General features: G+C 72.6%; 18 protein-coding genes and 1 pseudogene. 7 read left to right on the forward strand and 12 right to left on the reverse strand.

The features are described from left to right. Position 1: 1 nt before the first annotated feature. From ABT084_RS25995 to ABT084_RS26020, 6 genes are all read right to left on the reverse strand, one after another. Positions 2–3,037 carry a helix-turn-helix transcriptional regulator gene (locus ABT084_RS25995; RefSeq protein WP_351048484.1) on the reverse strand — a complete coding sequence of 1,012 codons (3,036 nt, stop codon included), beginning with the start codon at positions 3,035–3,037 and terminating at the stop codon, positions 2–4. Between the two features lie 80 nt (positions 3,038–3,117). Continuing rightward, on the reverse strand, positions 3,118–3,291 hold the full coding sequence (locus tag ABT084_RS26000) for a hypothetical protein (RefSeq protein ID WP_351048442.1): 174 nt from the start codon (positions 3,289–3,291) through the stop codon (positions 3,118–3,120). A gap of 194 nt (positions 3,292–3,485) precedes the next feature. Next, on the reverse strand, positions 3,486–4,079 hold the full coding sequence (locus tag ABT084_RS26005) for a hypothetical protein (RefSeq protein ID WP_351048445.1): 594 nt from the start codon (positions 4,077–4,079) through the stop codon (positions 3,486–3,488). 136 nt (positions 4,080–4,215) lie between these two features. Then, the gene (locus ABT084_RS26010) at positions 4,216–4,794 is read right to left on the reverse strand and encodes a GNAT family N-acetyltransferase (RefSeq protein ID WP_351048446.1); all 579 of its coding nucleotides are present in this window, start codon (positions 4,792–4,794) and stop codon (positions 4,216–4,218) included. Positions 4,795–4,844: 50 nt separating this feature from the next. Further along, the gene (locus ABT084_RS26015; protein ID WP_351048449.1) at positions 4,845–7,079 is read right to left on the reverse strand and encodes an MMPL family transporter; all 2,235 of its coding nucleotides are present in this window, start codon (positions 7,077–7,079) and stop codon (positions 4,845–4,847) included. Positions 7,080–7,236: 157 nt separating this feature from the next. Continuing rightward, the gene (locus ABT084_RS26020; protein ID WP_351048452.1) at positions 7,237–7,707 is read right to left on the reverse strand and encodes a cupin domain-containing protein; all 471 of its coding nucleotides are present in this window, start codon (positions 7,705–7,707) and stop codon (positions 7,237–7,239) included. A gap of 60 nt (positions 7,708–7,767) precedes the next feature. Here ABT084_RS26020 and ABT084_RS26025 point away from each other — a divergent pair, with 60 nt between their 5' ends. Continuing rightward, positions 7,768–8,550, forward strand: a complete 783-nt coding sequence (locus tag ABT084_RS26025) for a GNAT family N-acetyltransferase (RefSeq protein WP_351048486.1) — start codon at positions 7,768–7,770, stop codon at positions 8,548–8,550. A gap of 163 nt (positions 8,551–8,713) precedes the next feature. Beyond that, entirely contained in the window at positions 8,714–9,214 is a 501-nt protein-coding gene (locus tag ABT084_RS26030; RefSeq protein ID WP_351048454.1) for a DinB family protein, read from the forward strand. A gap of 89 nt (positions 9,215–9,303) precedes the next feature. Here the strand turns inward: ABT084_RS26030 and ABT084_RS26035 are convergent, their stop codons facing one another. Then, entirely contained in the window at positions 9,304–10,035 is a 732-nt protein-coding gene (locus ABT084_RS26035; RefSeq protein ID WP_351048457.1) for a siderophore-interacting protein, read from the reverse strand. A gap of 281 nt (positions 10,036–10,316) precedes the next feature. Here ABT084_RS26035 and ABT084_RS26040 point away from each other — a divergent pair, with 281 nt between their 5' ends. Continuing rightward, positions 10,317–12,350: a penicillin acylase family protein gene (locus ABT084_RS26040; RefSeq protein ID WP_351048488.1), complete on the forward strand. Its 2,034-nt coding sequence runs from the start codon at positions 10,317–10,319 to the stop codon at positions 12,348–12,350. Then, positions 12,347–12,955 carry a GNAT family N-acetyltransferase gene (locus ABT084_RS26045; protein WP_351048460.1) on the forward strand — a complete coding sequence of 203 codons (609 nt, stop codon included), beginning with the start codon at positions 12,347–12,349 and terminating at the stop codon, positions 12,953–12,955. Before ABT084_RS26040 ends, ABT084_RS26045 begins: the two co-directional genes overlap by 4 nt. Here ABT084_RS26045 and ABT084_RS26050 read toward each other — a convergent pair. Then, positions 12,927–13,790 (reverse strand): alpha/beta fold hydrolase, encoded by an 864-nt coding sequence (locus ABT084_RS26050; protein WP_351048462.1) that lies wholly within the window; start codon positions 13,788–13,790, stop codon positions 12,927–12,929. The two genes, ABT084_RS26045 and ABT084_RS26050, sit on opposite strands and share 29 nt — an antisense overlap. A 203-nt stretch (positions 13,791–13,993) precedes the next feature. Between ABT084_RS26050 and ABT084_RS26055 the strand changes: the two genes are divergently transcribed. Together ABT084_RS26055 and ABT084_RS26060 are read left to right on the forward strand one after the other, a co-directional pair. Then, positions 13,994–14,587: a dihydrofolate reductase family protein gene (locus tag ABT084_RS26055; RefSeq protein ID WP_351048465.1), complete on the forward strand. Its 594-nt coding sequence runs from the start codon at positions 13,994–13,996 to the stop codon at positions 14,585–14,587. Between the two features lie 95 nt (positions 14,588–14,682). Continuing rightward, on the forward strand, positions 14,683–16,500 hold the full coding sequence (locus ABT084_RS26060; protein WP_351048468.1) for a protein kinase domain-containing protein: 1,818 nt from the start codon (positions 14,683–14,685) through the stop codon (positions 16,498–16,500). A 76-nt stretch (positions 16,501–16,576) separates the two neighbouring features. Here ABT084_RS26060 and gatB read toward each other — a convergent pair whose 3' ends face one another. Genes gatB through gatC form a run of 4 tightly spaced genes read right to left on the reverse strand, consistent with a single transcriptional unit; the run spans position 16,577 to position 20,139 of the window. Further along, positions 16,577–18,085, reverse strand: a complete 1,509-nt coding sequence (gene gatB, locus ABT084_RS26065; protein ID WP_351048471.1) for an Asp-tRNA(Asn)/Glu-tRNA(Gln) amidotransferase subunit GatB — start codon at positions 18,083–18,085, stop codon at positions 16,577–16,579. 16 nt (positions 18,086–18,101) lie between these two features. Beyond that, positions 18,102–18,341, reverse strand: a complete 240-nt coding sequence (locus tag ABT084_RS26070; RefSeq protein WP_351048473.1) for a hypothetical protein — start codon at positions 18,339–18,341, stop codon at positions 18,102–18,104. After that, the gene (gene gatA, locus ABT084_RS26075) at positions 18,338–19,843 is read right to left on the reverse strand and encodes an Asp-tRNA(Asn)/Glu-tRNA(Gln) amidotransferase subunit GatA (RefSeq protein ID WP_351048491.1); all 1,506 of its coding nucleotides are present in this window, start codon (positions 19,841–19,843) and stop codon (positions 18,338–18,340) included. The genes ABT084_RS26070 and gatA overlap by 4 nt, the downstream gene beginning before the upstream one ends. Beyond that, a complete protein-coding gene (gatC, locus tag ABT084_RS26080; protein WP_073772988.1) occupies positions 19,843–20,139 on the reverse strand; it encodes an Asp-tRNA(Asn)/Glu-tRNA(Gln) amidotransferase subunit GatC in 297 nt (98 codons plus the stop codon). Before gatC ends, gatA begins: the two co-directional genes overlap by 1 nt. Before the next feature lie 143 nt (positions 20,140–20,282). Here gatC and ABT084_RS38060 point away from each other — a divergent pair. Beyond that, positions 20,283–20,372, forward strand: a pseudogene (locus ABT084_RS38060) (hypothetical protein); the annotation flags it as partial.

Consider the following 20,372-nt stretch of genomic DNA (forward strand, 5'->3'; position numbering starts at 1 on the left):
TCTAGGAGGGGGCGGGGGTGAAGAGACGGAGCCGGTGGGCGAGGGCGGCCGCCTCGCCGCGGCCGGCGACGCCCAGCTTGGCCAGGATGTTCGAGACGTGGACGCTGGCCGTCTTGGGGGAGATGAAGAGTTCCTCCGCGATCTGACGGTTGGTGTGGCCCACCGCGACCAGGCGCAGGACGTCCCGCTCGCGGCTGGTCAGGCCGAGGCTCTCCACGGGGTCGGTGTCCGGCGCGGTGAGCGCCGGGGCGGCGCTCCCGTCGGGGGCGGTGAGCTGCAGGCGGCCGCGCCGGGCGAGCAGGACCAGGTCGTCGCGGAGCCGGAGTGATCCGAGCTGCTCGGCGGCGGTGTGGGCCGCGCGGACGAGGCAGGCGGCGCCTTCCCGGTCGCCGCCCGCGACCAGCAGCGACTCGGCGAGGCGGTGGCGGGCCCGGGCCAGCAGGTACGGGCGCTCGAGCGGCCGGATCGCGGCTTCCACGGCGGTCCAGTCGGCGGGGGTGTCGCGGTCCTCCGCGCGCAGGAGTTCGGCGCGGACGAAGGCGGCGTGGGCGGCCCACAACGGCATCGGGGCGGCCAGGGCCAGGCTGGCGTCGCGCAGGATCGCCACGGCCTCGTCGTGGCCCGCGACGGCGGCCGGGAGGCCCCGGGCGTCGGCCTCGGCGGAGGCCGCTGCCAGGAGCAGGGGCCAGGCGTAGCGGTGGTGGCCGAGCGGGAACCCGTGGCCGATCGCCTCGGCGACCTCGGTGCGGACATCGGCTATCCGGCCCTCCAGCGCGGCCAGGCCGACCGCGAGGCGGTACATCGGGATGCGGTGCTGGGGCTGGGTGTCGTGGGTGCCGAAGTGTTCGTGGGCGGCGGCGAGCCACTCGGCGGCCGCTGCCACATCACCGCGGGCCAGGGCGAGGTAGGCCAGGCGCGCCGAGGCCATGCCGCGCGGGGCGGCGCTCTGGCTGACGTTCAGGGTGCGCTGGGCGGCTTCGGTGGCCTCGTCCCAGCGGCCGAGGCTGTAGAAGCTCTCCGCCATGTTGCCGCGGACCCAGGCCTCGGAGTCGCGGAGCCGGGAGGCTCCGACGAGCTGGATTCCTTCTTCCGCGAGTTCCACCGCTTCCCGTGAGCGGCCGTAGTTCTCCAACTGAGAGGTGAGATTGATATGGACACGACCCGCGAGCATGACGAGGCCGAGTTCGGTGGCCTGCTTCTTGACCTCGTGCATCATGGCGAGGCCGACCTCCTCGTCCCCGGCGTCGGCGAGCAGACTGCCCAGGGTGATCCGGGAGTGCAGTTCGACTTCCTGGGCGCCGACCATCCGCGCGTATTCGACGGCGCGTTCGGCGGCCGCCATGTTGTCGAGGCCGGGATTGTGGAGCATGCCCCAGGCCGCCGCCCGGGAGAGCACCTCGGCGTGCACGTGGGACGGGGGCAGCCCTTCGACGAGCCGCTGGGCGGTGCTCAGTTCGGTCCAGCCGTCGCCGCGGCCCAGGCTGGCCACCAGCTTGGAGCGTTCGGTCCAGAACCAGGCGGAGCGCAGCGGGTCGTCCTCGTCCTCCAAAACGCGCAGCGCCATCTTGGTTATCTTCAGGGCGCGTTCGCGTTCACCGCCGAAGCGGGCCGCGACGGTGGCCTCGGCCAGCAGGTCGAGGCGGCGCAGCGGGGTGGTCTCGGGATCGCAGCCGCACGGCGGGTACACCTCGGTGTAGTCGGCGGGGCGCAGCGCCGCGCGGACCTCCGGCGGGGCGCTCTCCCACAGGTCGATGGCCCGGTCCAGCAGCCTGAGCTGCTCGGAGTAGGCGTGCCGGCGGCGGGCGGCGACGGAGGCGTCGAGCACGGCGGGCAGGGCCTTGGCCGGGTCGTTGGCGTAGTACCAGTAGCTCGCGAGCCGGATGGTCCGCTCCGGTGCGCAGACGAGACCGGGGTCGGCCTCCATGGCCTCCGCGTAGCGGCGGTTGACGCGGGCGCGCTCGCCGGGCAGCAGGTCGTCGCTGACGGCCTCGCGGACGAGCGAGTGCCGGAAGCGGTAGCCGTCGTTGTCGGGGCTGGCCAGCAGGATGTTGGCGCCGACGGCGGCGCGCAGCGCCTCGATCAGCGCGTCCTCGGTCAGCTGGGCGACGGCGAGGAGGAGGTCGTGTTCGACGGTGGAGCCGCCCTCGGCGACGATGCGCACCACCCGCTGGGCGGCGTCGGGGAGCACCTCGACGCGGACGAGCAGCAGGTCGCGCAGCGATTCGGTGAGGCCGGTGCGGCAGCCGCTCTCCCGGCAGGCGACGAGTTCCTCCACGAAGAAGGCGTTGCCGTCGGAGCGGTCGAAGACGGAGGTGACCAGGGCCTCTTCGGGCGGAGCGGCCAGGATCCCGGCGAGCTGGCCGCGTACTTCCGCGCGGTTGAAGCGGGACAGTTCGATCCGCTGGACGGTGCGCAGCCGGTCGAGTTCGGCGAGGAGCGGGCGCAGCGGGTGGCGGCGGTGGACGTCGTCGGCGCGGTAGGTGGCGACGACGACGAGGCGGCCTCCGGAGAGGGTGCGGAAGAGGTAGGAGAGGAGGTGCCGGGTCGAGGTGTCCGACCAGTGCAGGTCTTCGAGGACGAGGACGATCGTGCGGTCGGCGGCGAGCCGCTCCAGCAGGCGCACGGTCAGTTCGAAGAGCCGGGCGGTGCTCTCCTCGTCGTGGGGTCCGCGAGGGGTCTCGCCGAGTTCGGGCAGGATCCGGGCGAGTTCGTCCTCCTGGCCCGCGGCCGCGGCGGTCAGCTGCTCGGGGAGCCGGCGACGCAGGCTGCGCAGGGCAGCGGAAAAAGGGGCGAAGGGAAGGCCCTCCGCCCCTATCTCCACACATCCGCCGACGGCCACGACGGCGCCGCGCCGCTCGGCCTCGCAGGTGAACTCCTCGGTGAGGCGGGTCTTGCCGACCCCGGCCTCACCTCCGATGAGGAGGGCTTGCGGTTCCGAACCGGCGGCCCGCGTCAGTGCGTCGATGAGTACGGCCAGTTCGTCGGCGCGGCCGACGAACACCGGGCTGACAGATCTGGTCTCCACGCCGCCGAGCATCGCACAGCGGTCCCGCACTACGGCACTGGATATCGGTGCGCTTCTCATCACGTGTCAGATCACGTGGTGCGTGGCGCGGGTTACGCGGCCGGGGTGAACCGGCCGCGGTTCCCACTCACCGACCCTTCCGGTGCCTTCTTGAGTGAGAACCCGCGGCGTGCGCCCCGGGCCTTGGCCAGGCGCACCTGGCGGTACTCGGCGGCCTCACGGATGAGCTCGTCGCGGTGGGCGATGGCGATCTCGTACACGAACATCTCGTACTCCCTGGTCTGCGTTTCCCGGCACCTCGTTCGGTGTGATCCAAGATTCGCTTCCCAGAGGGTCCGTGGGCATCGGGCGCATGCCGCATCTCCGAGCGACCGGGGTCCTTAGGCGGGGGCCCCGGGGGTCTCCGTGCCGACTGAGGCGGGCTAAGGCGGACTGCGGACTAAGGAAGGGGTCCCCGTGCCTAGGCGGCGGCCGCGGCCTTGGGGAGGGGGAAGAGGACGTCGAAGTACATGAGGCCGAAGATCAGCACGCCGACCAGGCCGAGCGCGACGGCGACCCATGAGACGGCCTTGACCCAGCTCGGGTTGACCCGGCCGGGGGCGCCGAAGGAGGGGCCGACCAGCACGAACATGCCGATGAGGAGGGCGATCGTGGAGAAGACGCCGTTGACGAGGGCGGTCATGTGCCAGCCGTCGCTGTACAGCGCGTTGATCTTCTGTTCCATCGAGGTGGCGTTGACCGAGTCGATCTGGCCTATGAGGCCCTGGCGCTCGGAGATCACCCGGGAGACCCAGGTGCCGCTGAGGGCGACGAGGGAGAGACCGGCGCCCGCGATGGCTGCGGCGGCGGCGAAGACACCGGTGGGTCGGTCCTCGGAGTCCTGGTTCAGGAGGTCGTCGGACGCGTCGTCGAGGTCCCCGTCCTCGTCTCCGGCCACGTCAGCGATATCGGTGACCGCGATATCGGTGGCGGCGGCTTCGGTGACGGTGGCGGCGGCCGGCTCGGTGGAGTCCGACTCGGGCGCGCTCTGGGCAGGGGTCTTCGTGGTGTCCATGCGGGGCACGGTAAGCGGCGTTTCTGAGAGGTTCCTGAGAGCCGCCGGCCCGGTTGTGCGTATGCGTCGAGCGGGGCCGGCCGCGGGTCCGGGCGGCCCGGCCGACCGTGGTCCGCCGGGCCGGGCACGGCACGGCTCAGACGGCCGCCGGGGAAGCCGGGTCGACGTCCGGGGCGGCGGGCCATTCGTGGGCGAGGACCGACCAGATCTCGGTGTCCTGGCGGACGCCCCGGTGGAGGTGGCTCTCGCGCAGGACGCCTTCGCGGGTCATGCCGAGGCGCTCGGCGACGGCGAGGCTCTTGGTGTTGAGCGCGGAGGCGTGCCATTCGACGCGGTGCATGCCGCGCTCGTGGAAGGCGTAGTCGATCAGGATCCGGCACGCCTTGGTGATCAGGCCGCGCCCGGCGGCGGTCGGCTCCAGCCAGCAGCCGATCTCGCAGTTGCCCGCGTCCGCTTCGAAGATCCGGAAGAGGACCCCGCCCATGAGGGTGCCGTCGACCCGGATGCCGAAGAGCCGGCCGCCGTCGGCGGCGGCCTTCTGGGCGTAGTTGGTCAGGAGGGTGCGGGCCGACTCGAGGTCGGTGGCGGCGTCGGGGAAGCCGATGTGCACCCCGATGAAGTCACGGCCGCGCTCCATGTGCGCGAGGAATTCCTCGGCGTGCCGGGCTTCCAGGGGGATCAGCCGGGCGTCGTCGGCCAGGTCTATCGAGAACATGCGGGTTCCTTCGGGTGCCTTCGGGTTCCTACGGTGCCGGGCCCGATGCGTCAGCGGGGCGCGGCAGCCCGTTCGTCGGTTGCGGGTTCGTCGGTGGCGCTGCGCTGCGCGGGAAGTGTCGCATGGGCACGGCACTCGGGAGGTTCGATGCTGATCTTGGGCAGTCGCCGGTCGAGCCAGGCGGGGATCCACCAGTTCGCGCCGCCGAGCAGGTGCATGAGCGCGGGCACCAGCAGGGTGCGCAGGACGAAGGCGTCGAGGGCGACGGCGGTGGCGAGGGCGATGCCGAACATCGCGATCAGCCGGTCGCCGCTGAGGACGAAGGCGAGGAAGACGGAGATCATGATGACCGCCGCCGAGTTGATCACCCGGCTGGTCTCGGCGAGGCCGACCCGGACGGCCCGTCTGTTGTCGCCGGTCTCCAGCCACTCCTCGTACATCCGGCTGACCAGGAACACCTGGTAGTCCATGGACAGCCCGAAGAGGACGGAGACCATGATCACCGGGAGGAAGGGTTCGATCGGCCCGGCGCTGCCGAGGCCCAGCGGTTCGCTGCCCCAGCCCCACTGGAAGACCGCGACGACCACACCGAAGGAGGAGGCGACGGCGGCGACGTTCATGGCGGCCGCCTTGAGCGGGATGCCGAGGGACCGGAAGGCCAGCAGCAGCAGGACGCAGCCGAGGGCGATCACGACACCGACGAAGAGCGGCAGCTTCCCGATGATGACCTCGGCGAAGTCGTCGTAGCCGGCCGTCACGCCGCCGACGTGCACCTGCAGGGAGTGGCCGCGTTCGGCGCGCGGGATGACGTCGTGGCGCAGCCGGTCGACCAGTTCGCTGGTGTCCCGCGACTGCGGTGACGAGGCGGGTACGACCGTCAGGAGGGCGGTGTCCCCGCTCCGGTTGAAGACGGCCGGGCCCGCGCCCGCGACGCCCGGGGTGGTGCGCAGGGTCTCGCCGAGAGCGGCGAGGGCGACGCGGTCCGCCGGGCCGTCGAGCCGGGCGACGAGGGTGAGCGGCCCGTTGACCCCGGGCCCGAAGCCCTCCGCGAGCAGGTCGTAGGCCTGCCGGGTGGTGGAGGTGGCCGGGTTGTTGCCCTGGTCGGAGGTGCCGAGGTGGAGGGAGAGCATGGGCAGGGCGAGGACGGCCATGACCAGGGCGGCGACGGCGCCGAGCAGCTTGGGGTGGCGTTCCACGAAGGCGGACCAGCGGGCGGCGAGGCCGGTGGGGGTCTCCGGCCGCGGGCCGTCAGAGGCGAGCTTGCGGCGCTCGCGGCGGGACAGCGCCCGCATGCCGATGAAGGAGAGGAGCGCGGGCAGCAGCGTGACGGAGGCCGCGACCGTCAGGATGACGGTGAGCGAGGCGGCCAGGGCGACCCCGTTGAGGAAGTTCAGGCGCAGGACCAGCATGCCGAGCAGTGCGATGCAGACGGTGGCCCCGGCGAAGACGACGGCACGGCCGGTGGTGGCGACGGCGGTGCGGGCGGCCTCGTCGACGGACAGGCCGCGTCTGAGGGCCTTGCGGTGCCGGGTGACGATGAACAGCGCGTAATCGATGCCCACGCCCAGACCGACGAGGGTGCCGAGCATCGGGGCGAAGTCGGCGACCGGCATGGCGTGCCCGAGCAGGGTGATGCCGAAGTAGGCGGTGCCGACGCTGACCAGCGCGGTGGCCAGGGGGAGCAGGCTCGCGGCGAGCGAGCCGAAGGCCAGGAAGAGGACGACGCCGGCGACGGCGACGCCCAGCACCTCGGCGAGGTGGGCCGAGGGGGCCTCGGTGAGGCCTATCGCGCGGCCGCCGAGCTCGACCTGGAGGCCGTCGCGTTCGGTCCCGGGGTTCTTGGCCGCCGCCCGGACGGCCTTGGCCTGCGCCTTGGGGACGGCGTCGGCCGGCCGGTCGAAGGTGACGACGGCGTAGGCGGTGCGCCCGTCGGCGCTGATCAGGGCCGCGCCCTCGGGGGCGTACGGGCTGAGGACCGAGCCGACCCCGGGGAGCGCGGCGACCGCGGCGAGGGCCCGGTCCATGCGCTGCTCGACCTCGGGCGTACGGACGTTCTGGTGGGCGGGGGCGCGCCAGACGACGGTGTCGGTATCGCCGCCCCGGCCGTGGAAGCCTTCACGGAGCAGGGCGTGGGCCTTGCCGGACTCGGTGCCGGGGACCTCGTAATCGTTGGAGAACGCGGTTCCGGCGCTCACGGCGGCCGCCGCGGCGCCCCCCAGCGCCAGGAGCCAGAGCAGGACGGCGACGAGGCGGTGCCGCATGCACCACCGTGCGATTGCTGCCAACGAACGTGCTCCCTGGTGGTTCGGATCTTGCCGGGGAACAGCCCGTCGGAAAGAACGCGTATGCCCGAGGTGGTCTACTGCACAACGATCTCAACGATTCGTGATCGTTGGCCCCGTTCGTGTGCATCGTCACAGGGCGTGGGAGGGGCGGCCGGAGCTACTCCCCCGTACCCTCCTCCGCCCGGTATCCCGGGAGGGAGGGCCAGCGGACGGTGAGGACGACGGCGTCCTCCTCGGCGTACCAGGAATGGTCCACTCCGCGCCCCCAGAGTACGTAGTCCCCCTGTTCGGCGAGGACCACGGTCCGCCCGGGGAACTCCAGCCGGAACCGCCCGCTGATCAGGACCTGCAGGGCGGTGCGCTCCTCGCCGGTCACCCACTGGGCGCGCTCCTCGCCCTTCGGGTGCACGCCCCACTTGATCTCGACGTCCGCGCTGTGCCTGGGGTCGCCCGGCTCCTTGAAGTGGCCGAGGAGCCAGCCCCGGTCGGCGGCGGCCTCGGGCCCCGCCTTGCCGGTGTGGACGATCCCGTCGGAACCGGCGGGGCGGCGGGCGGGGTCGGCCGGCGGGGTCACGGCGGTCGCATCGGCCGGAGGGGTCGGAGGGGTCGGAGGGGTCGGATCGGTCATATGAGGAGGCTAATGCACTTGCGTGGAGGGCCGATTGCCTGCTGAGCTGCACGGATGACGATGGATCTTGATGCAGTAAGGGCCCTCTTCGACGCCGAGGCCCGCCGGGGCGCCCAGTCGGACGGGGATCACTCCCTGGTGGAGCACGACGGGCCCGTCGTGCGGCGCGTCTCGCGCGGACCGGGGTGGAACGGGGTGCTCTGGTCGGACCTCGACGAGGACACGGCGGACGCGCGGATCGCGGCGCAGATCGCCTACTTCGAGGCCCGTGGGGTGTCGGAGTTCGAGTGGAAGATGTACGACTACGACGCCCCCGCCGACCTGGGCGCGCGGCTGCTCGCCGCGGGCTTCGTGCCGGAGCCGCCGGAGACGCTGATGGTGGCGCGGGTCGCGGACATCGCGCGCGAGGCGGCGGCGCCCGAGGGGGTGACCCTGGTGAACGTGACGGACGTCGAAGGGGTGGACCTGATGATGGACGTCCACGCGCAGGCCTTCGGCGAGAACCGGCCGCGCATCCGGCACGCGCTGGTCACCCAGGTCACCCAGGCCCCGGAGACCATCCTGGCCGTGGTCGCGATGGCGGACGGCCAGCCGGTCAGCTCGGCCCGGATGGAGATCACCCCCGGCGCGTCCTTCGCGGGCCTGTGGGGCGGCGGCACCGTCCCCGAGTGGCGGGGCAAGGGCATCTACCGCGCCCTGGTGGCCCATCGCGCGCTCGCGGCGGCCGAGCTGGGGATCCCCTACCTCCAGGTGGACGCGTCGAGCGAGAGCCGCCCGATCCTGGAGCGGCTGGGCTTCGGGGTGCTGGGCGTCACGGTTCCGTACGTGTGGGTCGGGAAGTAGCGGACCGGACCCCGCCGCGCGGGCTCCGGACGAGGCACGCCCGTACGAGGCACCCGTACGAGGCACCCGTACGAGGCACCCGTACGAGTCACGCCCGTGCGGGGCCCGGTCCCGCACCGCGGCGGCCCTTTCGCCCCGCCCGTCCGCGCGGCAAGATCAGTCCATGGATCGCATAGGACCCCCACTGACCGGCAACGAGCGCGAGACCCTGCGCGCGTTCCTCGACTTCCACCGCGCCACCCTCGCCCTGAAGTGCGAGGGCCTCAGCGACGACGAGCTGCGCCTGCGGGCGTCGCCGCCCTCCACCCTGACCCTGCTCGGCCTCGTGCGGCACATGGCCGAGGTGGAGCGCCACTGGTTCCGGCGCGTCCTGGCGGGCGAGGACGTGGCCCACGTCTGGTCCGACAAGCACGACTTCCAGGAGGCCTACGACGCCTCCGCCTCCACCCGCGCCGAAGCCTTCGCCGCGTGGGAGGCGGAGACCGCGTACTCCCGCCGCTTCGAGGCCGAGGCCGACTCCCTCGATGTGACGGCCTACTTCGACAAGTGGGAGGCGGACGTGTCGCTGCGCCTGGTGATGCTCCACCTGATCCACGAGTACGCCCGCCACAACGGGCACGCCGACTTCCTGCGCGAGGCCATCGACGGCACCACCGGCGCCTGACGTCCGGACGGCCGGACCCGCGGACCTGCCGAGCCGCAGACGCGTGGACGCACGACCCGCGGACGCACAGACCCGCAGGCGCCTGGGCCCTACGCCGCCCGCCAGTACCCCAGCCCGTTGACCCGCTGCTTGGGGAGCGCCAGCTCCTTGCGCAGGTACGCCGTCAGGGTCCGCGTGGTCGTCGTGTCGCACGCCAGCCACACGTAGGCGGAGGCCGGGTCGTCGATCAGCGCGGGCAGCTGCGCCTTGACCTCCTCCACCAGCGCCGATCCTCCGCGCCGGACGCGGCGCACCTCGTGGCGCGCCGCGTCCACGCGGACCGGAAGGCCGGCGTCCGAGTCGTGCTGCGTCTCGAGCCAGATCGTGGCCGGGGTCTGCGGAAAGGCGTCCAGCAGGGAGTTGATCGCGGGCAGCGAGGCGGCGTCACCGATCACCAGCAGCCGCTCGGGTGCCGGGGCGGGCGCGGTGAAGCCGGTCCCGTGCACCGTGGCGTCGATGGTGTCGCCCGGCTTCGCGTCGCGCGCCCAGCGGCTGGCGACCCCGTCGTGCAGGGCGAATTCGAGGGTGAAAGTGCCCGCGGCCGGGTCGGGGTCCACCAGCGTGTAGGCGCGCTGGTGCGGCTTGCCCTCGCTCTCGAACCACACCCGCACCCACATCGTGGGATGCAGCGACTCCCCCGCCGCCGCGAGCAGACCGCCGTCCGACAGGTGGACGCGGCGATAGTGCTCCGTGACCTGCTCCGCCCCCGTCACCGTGAACGTGAAGTCCTTGCCCCGCAGCAGCTTGAGGACCACGCCCTCCCAGCCTTTGGCAACGCCCATGTCCGCCTCTCCCCCGACTTCCCTTGGCCCGGCTTCCCTTGGCCCGGCTTCCCCTGGCCCGGCTTCCCCTGGCCCGGCTTCCCCTGGCCCGGCTTCCCCTGGCCCGGCTTCCCCTGGCACACGATCTCAGCCTTATAGTTAGGACAGCCTAACCTAATCATTTGGGGAACAGTGTGAGCAGCGTGACCAATTCGGGTCCACAGGACGCGGCATCCCCGGCAAGCGCGCCCGCGGACCCGGCCGCCCCGGAGCGCTACGCGTGTTACCGGGACACATGGGGCATTCCCCATCTCCGCGCGGCCGACGGCCTCCGCCTCTCCTACGCCCAGGGCCGCACCACCGCCCTGGACCGCGCCTGGCAGCTGGAGGTGGAGCGGCGCCGCTCGCAGGGCACCACGGCCGCCTTCCTCGGCGGCGCCGAGCTCGCCTGGGACCGCTTCGCCCGCCGGTCCCGGCTCGACGACACCGCCCGCCGGTGCTTCGAAGCCCTGGACCCCGAAACCGCCGCGTGGGTACGGGCCTACGTCGACGGGGTCAACGCCGGCCTGCCCGCGGGGGCCGCCCGCGACGAGCGGTTCGCCCGCACCGGCCTGACCCTCGCCCCCTGGGAGCCCTGGGTGCCGCTCGGGATCTGGCTCTCCACGCACGTCCTGTTCACCGGGTTCCCCACCAAGCTCTGGCGCGAGCGGGTCGGCCGCGCCCTCGGCGACGAGGCCCTCACCCTGTTCGCCACCGACGGCCCCGGCACCGCGGGCAGCAACGGCTGGCTGGTGCCGGGCGAGCGCACCTCCACCGGCGCGGCGATCATCGCGGGCGACCCGCACCGCTTCATCGAGGACCCGGGGGTCTACCAGCAGATCCGCCTGGCCTGCCCCGAGTTCGACGTGGTCGGCCTGGCCGTCCCCGGGGTCCCGGGCCTGGCGCATTTCGGCCACACCGGCTCGGCCGCCTGGGCGATCACCAACGCCATGGCCGACTACCAGGACCTGTACGTCGAGCGGCTCACCCGGATCGGCGGCCCCGACGGCGGGCACGTCGAGGCCCTGGGACCGGACGGCGCCCGGGAACCCGTCGCCCGGCACACCGAGACCATCACGGTCGCGGGCGCCGACGGCGCGGCCCCCACCGAGGTCGAGGTCGAGGTCCTGGAGACCGCGCGCGGCCCGGTCGTCATCGACACCCCCGATCAGACCCTCAGCCTCCGCTACCCGGCCCGGGTCCGCGCGGACCTCGGCTTCGCGGCGCTCCCGGCCCTGCTGCGCGCCCGTACGGTCGCCGACATCGACCGCGCCGTCGACGGCTGGGCCGAGCCCGTCAACGTCCTCCACGCCGCCGACACCGAGGGCGGTCTGCTGCACCGGGTCGCGGGCGCCGTACCGCTGCGCCACCCGGACAACCGGCTGCGCCCGGTGCCCGCCTGGGACGCGCGGTACGCGTGGCGGGGCTGGGCGGAGCCGCCGTCCGAGCCGGTGCGGGGGGTCGCCGTGATGGCGAACGCCCGGGGGATCGCCTCCCCGCTGGGCGTGGAGTTCGCGCCCCCGCACCGGGCCCACCGGATCCGGGAGCTGCTCGGCGGCTCGGCCGAGTGGTCGGCCCCGGACATGGCCGACGTACACCGTGACACCTTCCTCGGTTCCGCCGCGGCCGTGCTCTACCGGCTGCCCACGCTGACCGGCCTCTCCCCCGAGGCCGACGCGCTGCGCGCGCGGCTGCTCGGCTGGGACCGGCACATGGCGGCCGGGAGCACCGACGCCACCGTCTTCGCGGCGCTGCGCACGGCGCTCGTACGGCGGATCGCCGCCGACCCGGCGCTCGCGGGGCTGGCCGGGGCGCCCACCGGCCCGTCGGTCTTCCACCCCTGGCTGTACCTCCTGCCCCGGGTCGGCCACGCCCTCGAAGGGCTGCTCACCACCGCGCTCCTGCCCGGGCTCGACCGCGCCGCGCACCTGCGGGCCGCCCTGGAGGAGACCGCCGCCGCGGCGGCCCCCGACACGGCCTGGTCCGAGGTGCACCGGCTCGCGCCCTGGCAGGCGCTGCACGACCCCGAGGCGCGCTGGCCGGGCCTGGGCGGCGACCACGACTGCGTGAACGCCACCTCCTCCGTCCCCGGGGTCACCGACCTCACCTCCCGCGCCTCGGCCGCCCGTTACGTCTGGGACCTGGCCCGGCGCGAGGACAGCCTCTGGTCCGTCCCCCTGGGCGCGGACGGGGTCAGCGGCTCCGCGCACCACCTCGACCAGCTCCCGCTCTGGGCCCGGGGCGATCTCGTCCCCGTCGTCACCGACTGGACCCTGCTCACCAAGGAATCGATATGACCACCCCGGCGACCTCTTCCCGGCAGCCCGTGCACACCCACCGCGTCGAGGGTTTCGGCACCGTCACCATCACCCCCGTCGACCCGGCCGCCGACGCCGGGCTGATCCACGGCTGGGTCACCCAGGAGCGCGCCCGCTTCTGGGGCATGGGCGGGGCGAGCCGCGAGCTGGTCCAGGAGATCTACGAGGACGTCGACCGCCGCGCCACGCACCACGCGTTCATCGTGCGCCGCGAGGGGGTGCCGGTGGCGCTCTTCCAGACGTACGACTGCGAGGCCGACCGGGTCAGCGAGTGCTACGAGGTACGGCCCGGGGACACCGGGGTGCACCTGCTGATCGCCCCCACGGAGGGCGCGGTCGAGCGCGGGTTCAGCGCGGCCCTGCTGACCGCGTTCATGGCGTACGTCTTCTCCGACGGGCGCACGCGCCGCGTCGTCGCGGAGCCGGACGCGCGCAACGAGAAGGCCATCGCCCGCCTGGAGCGGACCGGCTTCGTGCTGGGTCCGGAGGTCGAACTCCCCGAGATCGACCTGCCCGAGGTGTACCTCCCCGCGAAGCCGGCCCGGCTGGCCTTCCTCAGCGCACCGCGCCCGCCGCGCCCGTAGCGGTCGTGACAGTCGCGTCGGTCGCAGCGGTCGCGTCGGCCGCAGCGGTGGCGTCGGTCGCGTCGAGGAACTCGGTGATCAGTGACTGCCATTCGGCCGGGCGCTCGGCGAACGGCAGGTGCCCGGTCGGCAGTTCGGCCCACCGGGCACCGGTGATCGCGTCCGCCACCTGCCGCTGGAGCGGCAGCGGCACGAGCCGGTCCTCGGTCGTCGCGACGACCAGGGCCGGTACGTCGAGCAGCGCCAGCTCGGCGCGCAGGTCCGCGCCCGGCACGAGCGCGGCGTGGTCCCCGCCGCCGGGCGGGAAGCCGGCGGCGGTGTCGGCCACGGCTCCGGCCAGCTGCTCCGGAGTCAGCGCTGCCAGCACGCCGGGGCTGAGGACCAGGGGCACCAGCACCTTCGCCAGCAGGCCGGTCTCGCCGCGCTCCGCCAGCTCGGACCAGAGCTCGGTGACGAGCGACAGCCGGTTGTCGGCGCGGGCGAAGGTCGCGGTCAGCACGAGCGCGCTCACCCGCCCCGGGTGGCGGGTCGCGACGCGCACGGCGACGTGGCCCCCGAGCGAGTAGCCGAGCACCGCGAACCGCTCCAGCCCTTCGGAGTCCGCCGCCGCCACCAGCTCGTCGGCCAACTCGTCCAGGGTGAGCGGGTGATCGGCGCGCGGGGTGCCGCCCGTACCCGGGTAGTCGACGCCGACGACCGTGTGGCGGGCCGCGAGGCCGTCGAGGAGCGGCCCGAAGTTCGACTCCACGGATCCGCCGCCGCCATGGGCGAGCAGCAGCCCGGGGCCACCGCTCTCGTCGCGGACGGTGCGGGCGTAGGTGGCGGCAACAGACATGGCGGTCTCCCCTGAATTAGCTAATGATCACTACGGAAAGAACGCTACCGCCTTTACCTATCGATCGCTACAGAATAGGAGTGACCTGAGTCACTCCTTCGAAACGGGCGGGAGCGATGAGTTCCGGGCGGTGCGGCGGTCTTCAATGACGTAGCCACGATCAACGGCCCGACCGGCCGAAGCATTCACGAGGAGCAGTCCCCATGCGCATCGTCATCAGTGAGTTCATCAGCCTGGACGGGGTCGTGCAGGCCCCGGGCGGCGCCGACGAGGACCGCGACGGCGGCTTCGCCCACGGGGGCTGGTCCCACCCGTTCTTCGACCCGGAGGTCGTGGGCGGCGCCTTCGCCGAATCCCTGGCCACGGCCGAGGGACTGCTGTTCGGGCGCCGCACCTGGCAGACGATGGCCGCGGCCTGGCCCGACCGGGCCGGCGACCCCTTCGCCGACCGGATGAACTCGCTCCCCAAGTACGTCGTCTCCGACACCCTCGGCGACGACAAGCTCACCTGGAACAACACCACGCGCATCCCCGGCGCCGACGCCGTCGCCCGCATCCGCGCACTGCGCGCCACGGAGGGCGGCGACCTGGCCGTGATGGGCAGCCCGACCCTCGTCCGCACCCTGCTGAGCGAGGGCCTGGCCGACGAACTGCGGCTGATCGTCATGCCGGTGCTGCTCGGCAGCGGCAAGACGATCTTTCCGGAGGACGGCGGACTGCGCACGCTCGAACTGATCTCCACGACCACCAGCCCCGCCGGGGTCAACGTGTGCGTCTACCGCCCGGCCGCCGGGTAGCGCGCGATCGGCCACATACCGTGCGTGACCGATGAATTGACCCGCCCTGGCCGCGCGCGGGAAGCTGACCCCCACTCACCACAGCTGGGGGGAAATTGACCAGCCAGAACTTGCACATCGGGCCGGACTCCACGCCCGACCGGTACCGGCTGCTCCGGTCCATCGGGCGCGGCGGGGAGGCCGTCCTCTACCTCGCGGAGATAGACCTGGCGGGCGGGGCCGAGCCCGTGGTCGTCAAGGTGCTCGACTCGAAGACGACCCTCACGCCGGACCTCTTCGAGCGGATCAGCCGGAAGTGGAACGAGCAGGCGGAGCTGCTGCGCTTCGTGCACCGGCCCGGAGTGGTCGGGGTCCGCGAGCACTTCCAGGGGCCTCCGATCCACCGGCCCGGGGAGTCCGGAACGCTCACCGGGCGCGCCCTGGTCCTCGTCATGAACCACGTGGACGGCCTCGACCTGCGGGACTGGCGGGCCGAGCGGGCCTTCACCACCCCCGCTGAGCGGCGCGAGGTGATGCGGACGCTGGAGCAGCTCGCGGACGTACTGGACTGGCTGCACTCGGGGCGGGCCACGCCGTCCGGCCGGACCGTCATCCACGGTGACCTGTCACCCGGCAATGTGATGGTCGACGCGCACGGGCAGGCCACCCTGGTCGACTTCGGGCTCAGCAAGCTGACCGCCGACCACCAGACGGCCGAGGTGTGGTTCACCCCCGGGTACGCCGCCCCCGAGGTCTTCGACGGCAAGCGGACCCCGGGTACGGACCGGTACGCCTTCGGAGCGATCGCGTACTTCCTGCTCAGCGGCGAATCGCCGCCGCCGACCCCGGAGCAGCTGGGGCGCGCCATGGCCGCGCTGCCGCACATCGCCGTGCTGGACGAGGAGGCGCGGGCGCGGATCACCTCGCTGTACTCCGCCGCCCCGGACGAGCGGCCGGTCAGCCTGGCCGGGTGGATGAAGGACCTCCGGCACGCGGTGGTGTCCACGACCACCTCGACCTCGCGGCCGGTCCAGGACGCGGTGCCGCTGCCTCGGGCGCCGTTCATCCCGCCTCCGCCGCTCTCCCCGCCCGTGTCGGCGGGCCCGCCGCCGTCGGCCCCGCCCGCCTACGCCCCGCCCGCCCACACCCCGGCGCCCGGCCCCGCTTACACCCCGACGCAGACGCCGCCCGACGTGGCCACCCGGAACCTGGGGATGGCCGCGCCCCCGGGGCCGGGGGCCCCGCCGCCCGGACCCCGGCCGCCCCGCAAGCGCAAGCGGACCGGGCGGATCCTGGGGGCGGTGGGCGGCGTGCTGGTCATCGCCGTCCTCGCGGTGGTCGGCGTACAACTGCTCGGCAAGGACAAGGACAAGGAGACGGGCGGCCGGACGGGGAGCGCCGCCAAGCCCGGCGCGTCCGCCCCCGTCAGTCAGGCCGCCGATCAGCCGACCCCGTCGCCCACGCCCTCCGCGTCGCAGACGCCGGACCCCCTGACGGAGCCCACCGGGGCGGCGTCGAAGCCTCCCTCCGGGGTCGCGCCGGGAGTGAACGCGGCCGATCTGACCGTCATGACCCCGGTCGACGGGCTCGGGGGCTTCACGGTCTCGGCGGCGAAGATCAACACGAAGCAGTACGGGGCCGCCTTCGTCGCCGACACGGGGTGCAGCAACGACGTGACCGCCGAATTCGACCTCAACCGGGAGTGGAAGCAGCTCGAGTTCACGGCGGGCATCGACGACGGCTCCACCATCGAGAAGGGGCGGGTCACCATCTCGCTCGACGGACAGCCGGCCGCCTTCTCCGAGCTCGTGGAACTGGGCAAGCCCATCACCCGCACCATCGACGTGACCAACGCCCTGCGGCTGCGGCTCAAGGTGGACCACATGTGCGGCGCGGACGTCGTCGTCATCGCGAACCCGCAGCTCAAGCGGTGATACGTCGACGGCCCCGCACCGGGATCCCGGTGCGGGGCCGTCGACGGGTGTCCTACGACGACCGCGTGCGGCGGAGTTACTCGGAGACGCCCAGGCGCTCCAGGATGAGCTCCTTGACGCGCGCCGCGTCCGCCTGGCCGCGCGTGGTCTTCATGACCGCGCCGACCAGCGCGCCGACGGCCGCCACCTTGCCGCCGCGGATCTTGTCCGCGATGGCCGCGTTGCCCGCGATGGCCTCGTCGACGGCCGCGCCGAGCGCGCCGTCGTCCGAGACGACCTTCAGGCCCCGCTTCTCGACGACCTCGTCCGGGGTGCCCTCGCCCGCGAGGACGCCCTCGATGACCTGGCGGGCGAGCTTGTCGTTCAGCTCGCCGCCCGCGACGAGCGCCGCGACCCGGGCGACCTGCGCCGGGGTGATCGGCAGTTCGTCGACGACGACACCCTGCTCGTTGGCGTTACGGGCCAGCTCGCCCATCCACCACTTGCGCGCGGCGGCCGAGTCGGCGCCCGCCTCGATGGTGGCGACGATGGAGTCCACCGCGCCCGCGTTGAGGATCGACTGCATGTCGTGCTCGGTGACCCCCCACTCCTCGCGCAGCCGGTTGCGGCGCACGCGGGGCATCTCGGGGAGTCCGGCGCGCAGTTCCTCGACCCAGGTGCGGGCCGGGGCGATCGGGACGAGGTCGGGCTCCGGGAAGTACCGGTAGTCCTCGGCGTTGTCCTTGATGCGGCCGGAGGTGGTGGAGCCGTCCTCCTCGTGGAAGTGACGGGTCTCCTGGAGAATCGAGCCGCCCGACGAGAGCACCGCCGCATGGCGCTGGATCTCGAAGCGGGCCGCGCGCTCGACGCTGCGCAGCGAGTTGACGTTCTTCGTCTCGCTGCGGGTGCCGAACTCGGACTCCGGGGTGGGGCGCAGCGACAGGTTCACGTCGCAGCGCATCTGGCCCTTGTCCATGCGGGCCTCGGAGACGCCCAGCGCCTTGATGACCTCGCGCAGCTCGGCGACGTACGCCTTGGCGACCTCGGGGGCGCGCGCGCCCGCTCCCTCGATCGGCTTGGTGACGATCTCGATGAGCGGGATGCCCGCACGGTTGTAGTCCAGCAGGGAGTGGGACGCGCCGTGGATGCGGCCGGTGGCGCCGCCGACGTGCAGCGACTTGCCGGTGTCCTCCTCCATGTGGGCGCGCTCGATCTCCACGCGGAAGATCTCGCCGTCCTCCAGCTGGACGTCGAGGAAGCCGTTGAAGGCGATCGGCTCGTCGTACTGGGAGGTCTGGAAGTTCTTCGGCATGTCCGGATAGAAGTAGTTCTTCCGGGCGAAGCGGCACCACTCGGCGATCTCGCAGTTCAGCGCGAGACCGATCTTGATGGCCGACTCGATGCCGATCGCGTTGACGACCGGGAGCGCGCCGGGCAGGCCGAGGCAGGTGGGGCAGGTCTGCGAGTTGGGCTCGGCGCCCAGCTCGGTCGAGCAGCCGCAGAACATCTTGGTGCGGGTGCCCAGCTCGACATGGACCTCGAGGCCCATGACGGGGTCGTACGACGCGAGGGCGTCCTCGTACGACAGGAGTTCGGTGACGGTCACGGTGAAACTTTCCCTCTCAGCCGAGCAGGACGTCGTCGTCGCCCAGGCGCTTCAGCTCGCGGTACAGGATCGCGAGGCCGGTGATGATGGCGGCGGCGGACACGACGGCGTCGACCAGCTTCAACGTGTCGTGCTCGGTGCGGGCCTTCCTGGCCTGCTTGACGACGCTCAGCGCGCCGAAGGCGGTCGTACCCATCGACAGGTACGTACCGGACTTGGACTTCCTGAAGCCTTTGGCCTTGGTCAGTGCACTCACAGGGACGGAGCCTCCTCCAGCAGCGGGTGACCCCAGCGCGCGACGAAGGCGGCCTCGACGGCCGCTCCGACCTTGTACAGCCGGTCGTCCTTCATGGCGGGGGCGATGATCTGCAGTCCGACCGGGAGACCGTCCTCCGGTGCCAGGCCGCAGGGGAGCGACATGGCGGAGTTGCCGGCCAGGTTGGTCGGGATGGTGCACAGGTCCGCGAGGTACATCGCCAGCGGGTCGTCGGTGCGCTCACCGATGGCGAAGGCGGTGGTGGGCGTGGTCGGGGAGACGATCACGTCGACCTGCTCGAAGGACTTCTCGAAGTCCTTGGTGATGAGCGTGCGGACCTTCTGGGCCGAGCCGTAGTACGCGTCGTAGTAGCCGGAGCTGAGCGCGTACGTACCGAGGATGATGCGGCGCTTGACCTCGTCGCCGAAACCGGCTTCGCGGGTCAGGGCCGTGACGTCCTCGGCGGACCTGGTGCCGTCGTCGCCGACGCGCAGGCCGTAGCGCATGGCGTCGAAGCGGGCCAGGTTCGAGGAGGCCTCGGACGGCGCGATCAGGTAGTACGCGGCCATCGCGAGGTCGAAGGACGGGCAGTCCAGCTCGACGATCTCGGCGCCCAGCTCCTTGAGGAGCTCCACCGACTCGTTGAAGCGCTGGACGACACCGGCCTGGTAGCCCTCACCGGCGAACTGCTTGACCACACCGACGCGCATGCCGGCGACGGAGCCGTTACGGGCCGCCTCGACGACCGGCGGGACCGGGGCGTCGATGGAGGTGGAGTCCAGCGGGTCGTGACCGGCGATGACCTCGTGCAGGAGCGCCGCGTCCAGGACGGTACGGGCGCAGGGCCCGCCCTGGTCCAGGGACGAGGAGAACGCCACCATGCCGTAGCGGGACACCGCGCCGTAGGTCGGCTTGACGCCGACGGTCGCCGTGACGGCGGCGGGCTGGCGGATGGAACCGCCGGTGTCCGTGCCGATGGCGAGCGGGGCCTCGAAGGCGGCCAGCGCGGCGGCGGAACCGCCGCCGGAGCCGCCGGGGATGCGGGTGAGGTCCCAGGGGTTGCCGGTGGGCCCGTAGGCGCTGTTCTCCGTCGACGACCCCATGGCGAACTCGTCCATGTTGGTCTTGCCGAGGATGACGACGTCGGCTTCCTTCAGCTTGCGCGTCAGGGTGGCGTCGTACGGCGGGATCCAGCCCTCGAGGATCTTCGAACCGACGGTGGTCGGGACCCCGACGGTCGTGAAGATGTCCTTGAGCGCGAGCGGTACGCCGGCCAGCGGGCCCAGCTTCTCACCGCGCTCCCGCTTCACGTCGACGGCACGGGCCTGGGCGAGGGCGCCCTCGCGGTCGACGTGCAGGAAGGCGTGGACCTTCTCGTCGACGGCGTCGATGCGGGCGAGGTGCGCCTCGGTGACCTGGACGGCCGTGAGCTCGCCGGAGGCGATCTTCTCGGCGGTCTGGGCTGCCGTGAGCTTGATGATGTTGATGTCCGTCATGGTGATTAGTCCTCCCCCAGGATCTGCGGCACCTTGAAACGCTGCTGCTCCTGAGCGGGGGCGCCGGAGAGTGCCTGCGCGGGGGTGAGCGACGGACGGACCTCGTCCGCGCGCATGACGTTCGTCAGCGGCAGCGGGTGGGAGGTCGGCGGGACGTCTTGGTCGGCGACCTCGGAAACGCGGGCGACCGCGCCGATGATGTCGTCGAGCTGTCCGGCGAAGTGGTCGAGCTCTTCGCTTTTCAGCTCCAGACGTGCCAGCCGAGCGAGGTGGGCGACCTCCTCGCGCGTGATGCCAGGCATGCAGCGATCCTCTGGGGTGGTGTATGGGGTTTCAGGGTCTCGCCCCCAATCCTATGGGGCCCGGCCCCCGACCCACTAAACGGTTTGCCGGAGCCCCACCCCGAGCCGCTCTGGCGCACCATTCCCCCCTGGCCCGTCGGCGTACCGACGAGCGGCCGTACGAGCTGCGCTGCGCCGACCGCACGCACGCCTGGATCTACGACTTCGGCCTGCGCCTGCCCGCCTCCGCGGGC

Origin of the sequence: Streptomyces sp. NPDC002138 (assembly GCF_040296485.1) — a bacterium.
Lineage (GTDB): Bacteria > Actinomycetota > Actinomycetes > Streptomycetales > Streptomycetaceae > Streptomyces.

Bases quoted from the DNA above. Each gene is read 5' to 3' on its own strand.
- ABT084_RS26000 (WP_351048442.1), bottom strand. From the start codon at position 3,291: ATGTTCGTGTACGAGATCGCCATCGCCCACCGCGACGAGCTCATCCGT.
- ABT084_RS25995 (WP_351048484.1), bottom strand. From the start codon at position 3,037: ATGCTCGGCGGCGTGGAGACCAGATCTGTCAGCCCGGTGTTCGTCGGC.
- ABT084_RS26045 (WP_351048460.1), top strand. From the start codon at position 12,347: ATGACCACCCCGGCGACCTCTTCCCGGCAGCCCGTGCACACCCACCGC.
- ABT084_RS26035 (WP_351048457.1), bottom strand. From the start codon at position 10,035: ATGGGCGTTGCCAAAGGCTGGGAGGGCGTGGTCCTCAAGCTGCTGCGG.
- ABT084_RS26020 (WP_351048452.1), bottom strand. From the start codon at position 7,707: ATGACCGATCCGACCCCTCCGACCCCTCCGACCCCTCCGGCCGATGCG.
- ABT084_RS26055 (WP_351048465.1), top strand. From the start codon at position 13,994: ATGCGCATCGTCATCAGTGAGTTCATCAGCCTGGACGGGGTCGTGCAG.
- ABT084_RS26025 (WP_351048486.1), top strand. From the start codon at position 7,768: ATGGATCTTGATGCAGTAAGGGCCCTCTTCGACGCCGAGGCCCGCCGG.
- ABT084_RS26010 (WP_351048446.1), bottom strand. From the start codon at position 4,794: ATGTTCTCGATAGACCTGGCCGACGACGCCCGGCTGATCCCCCTGGAA.
- ABT084_RS26050 (WP_351048462.1), bottom strand. From the start codon at position 13,790: ATGTCTGTTGCCGCCACCTACGCCCGCACCGTCCGCGACGAGAGCGGT.
- ABT084_RS26005 (WP_351048445.1), bottom strand. From the start codon at position 4,079: ATGGACACCACGAAGACCCCTGCCCAGAGCGCGCCCGAGTCGGACTCC.
- gatC (WP_073772988.1), bottom strand. From the start codon at position 20,139: ATGCCTGGCATCACGCGCGAGGAGGTCGCCCACCTCGCTCGGCTGGCA.
- ABT084_RS26030 (WP_351048454.1), top strand. From the start codon at position 8,714: ATGGATCGCATAGGACCCCCACTGACCGGCAACGAGCGCGAGACCCTG.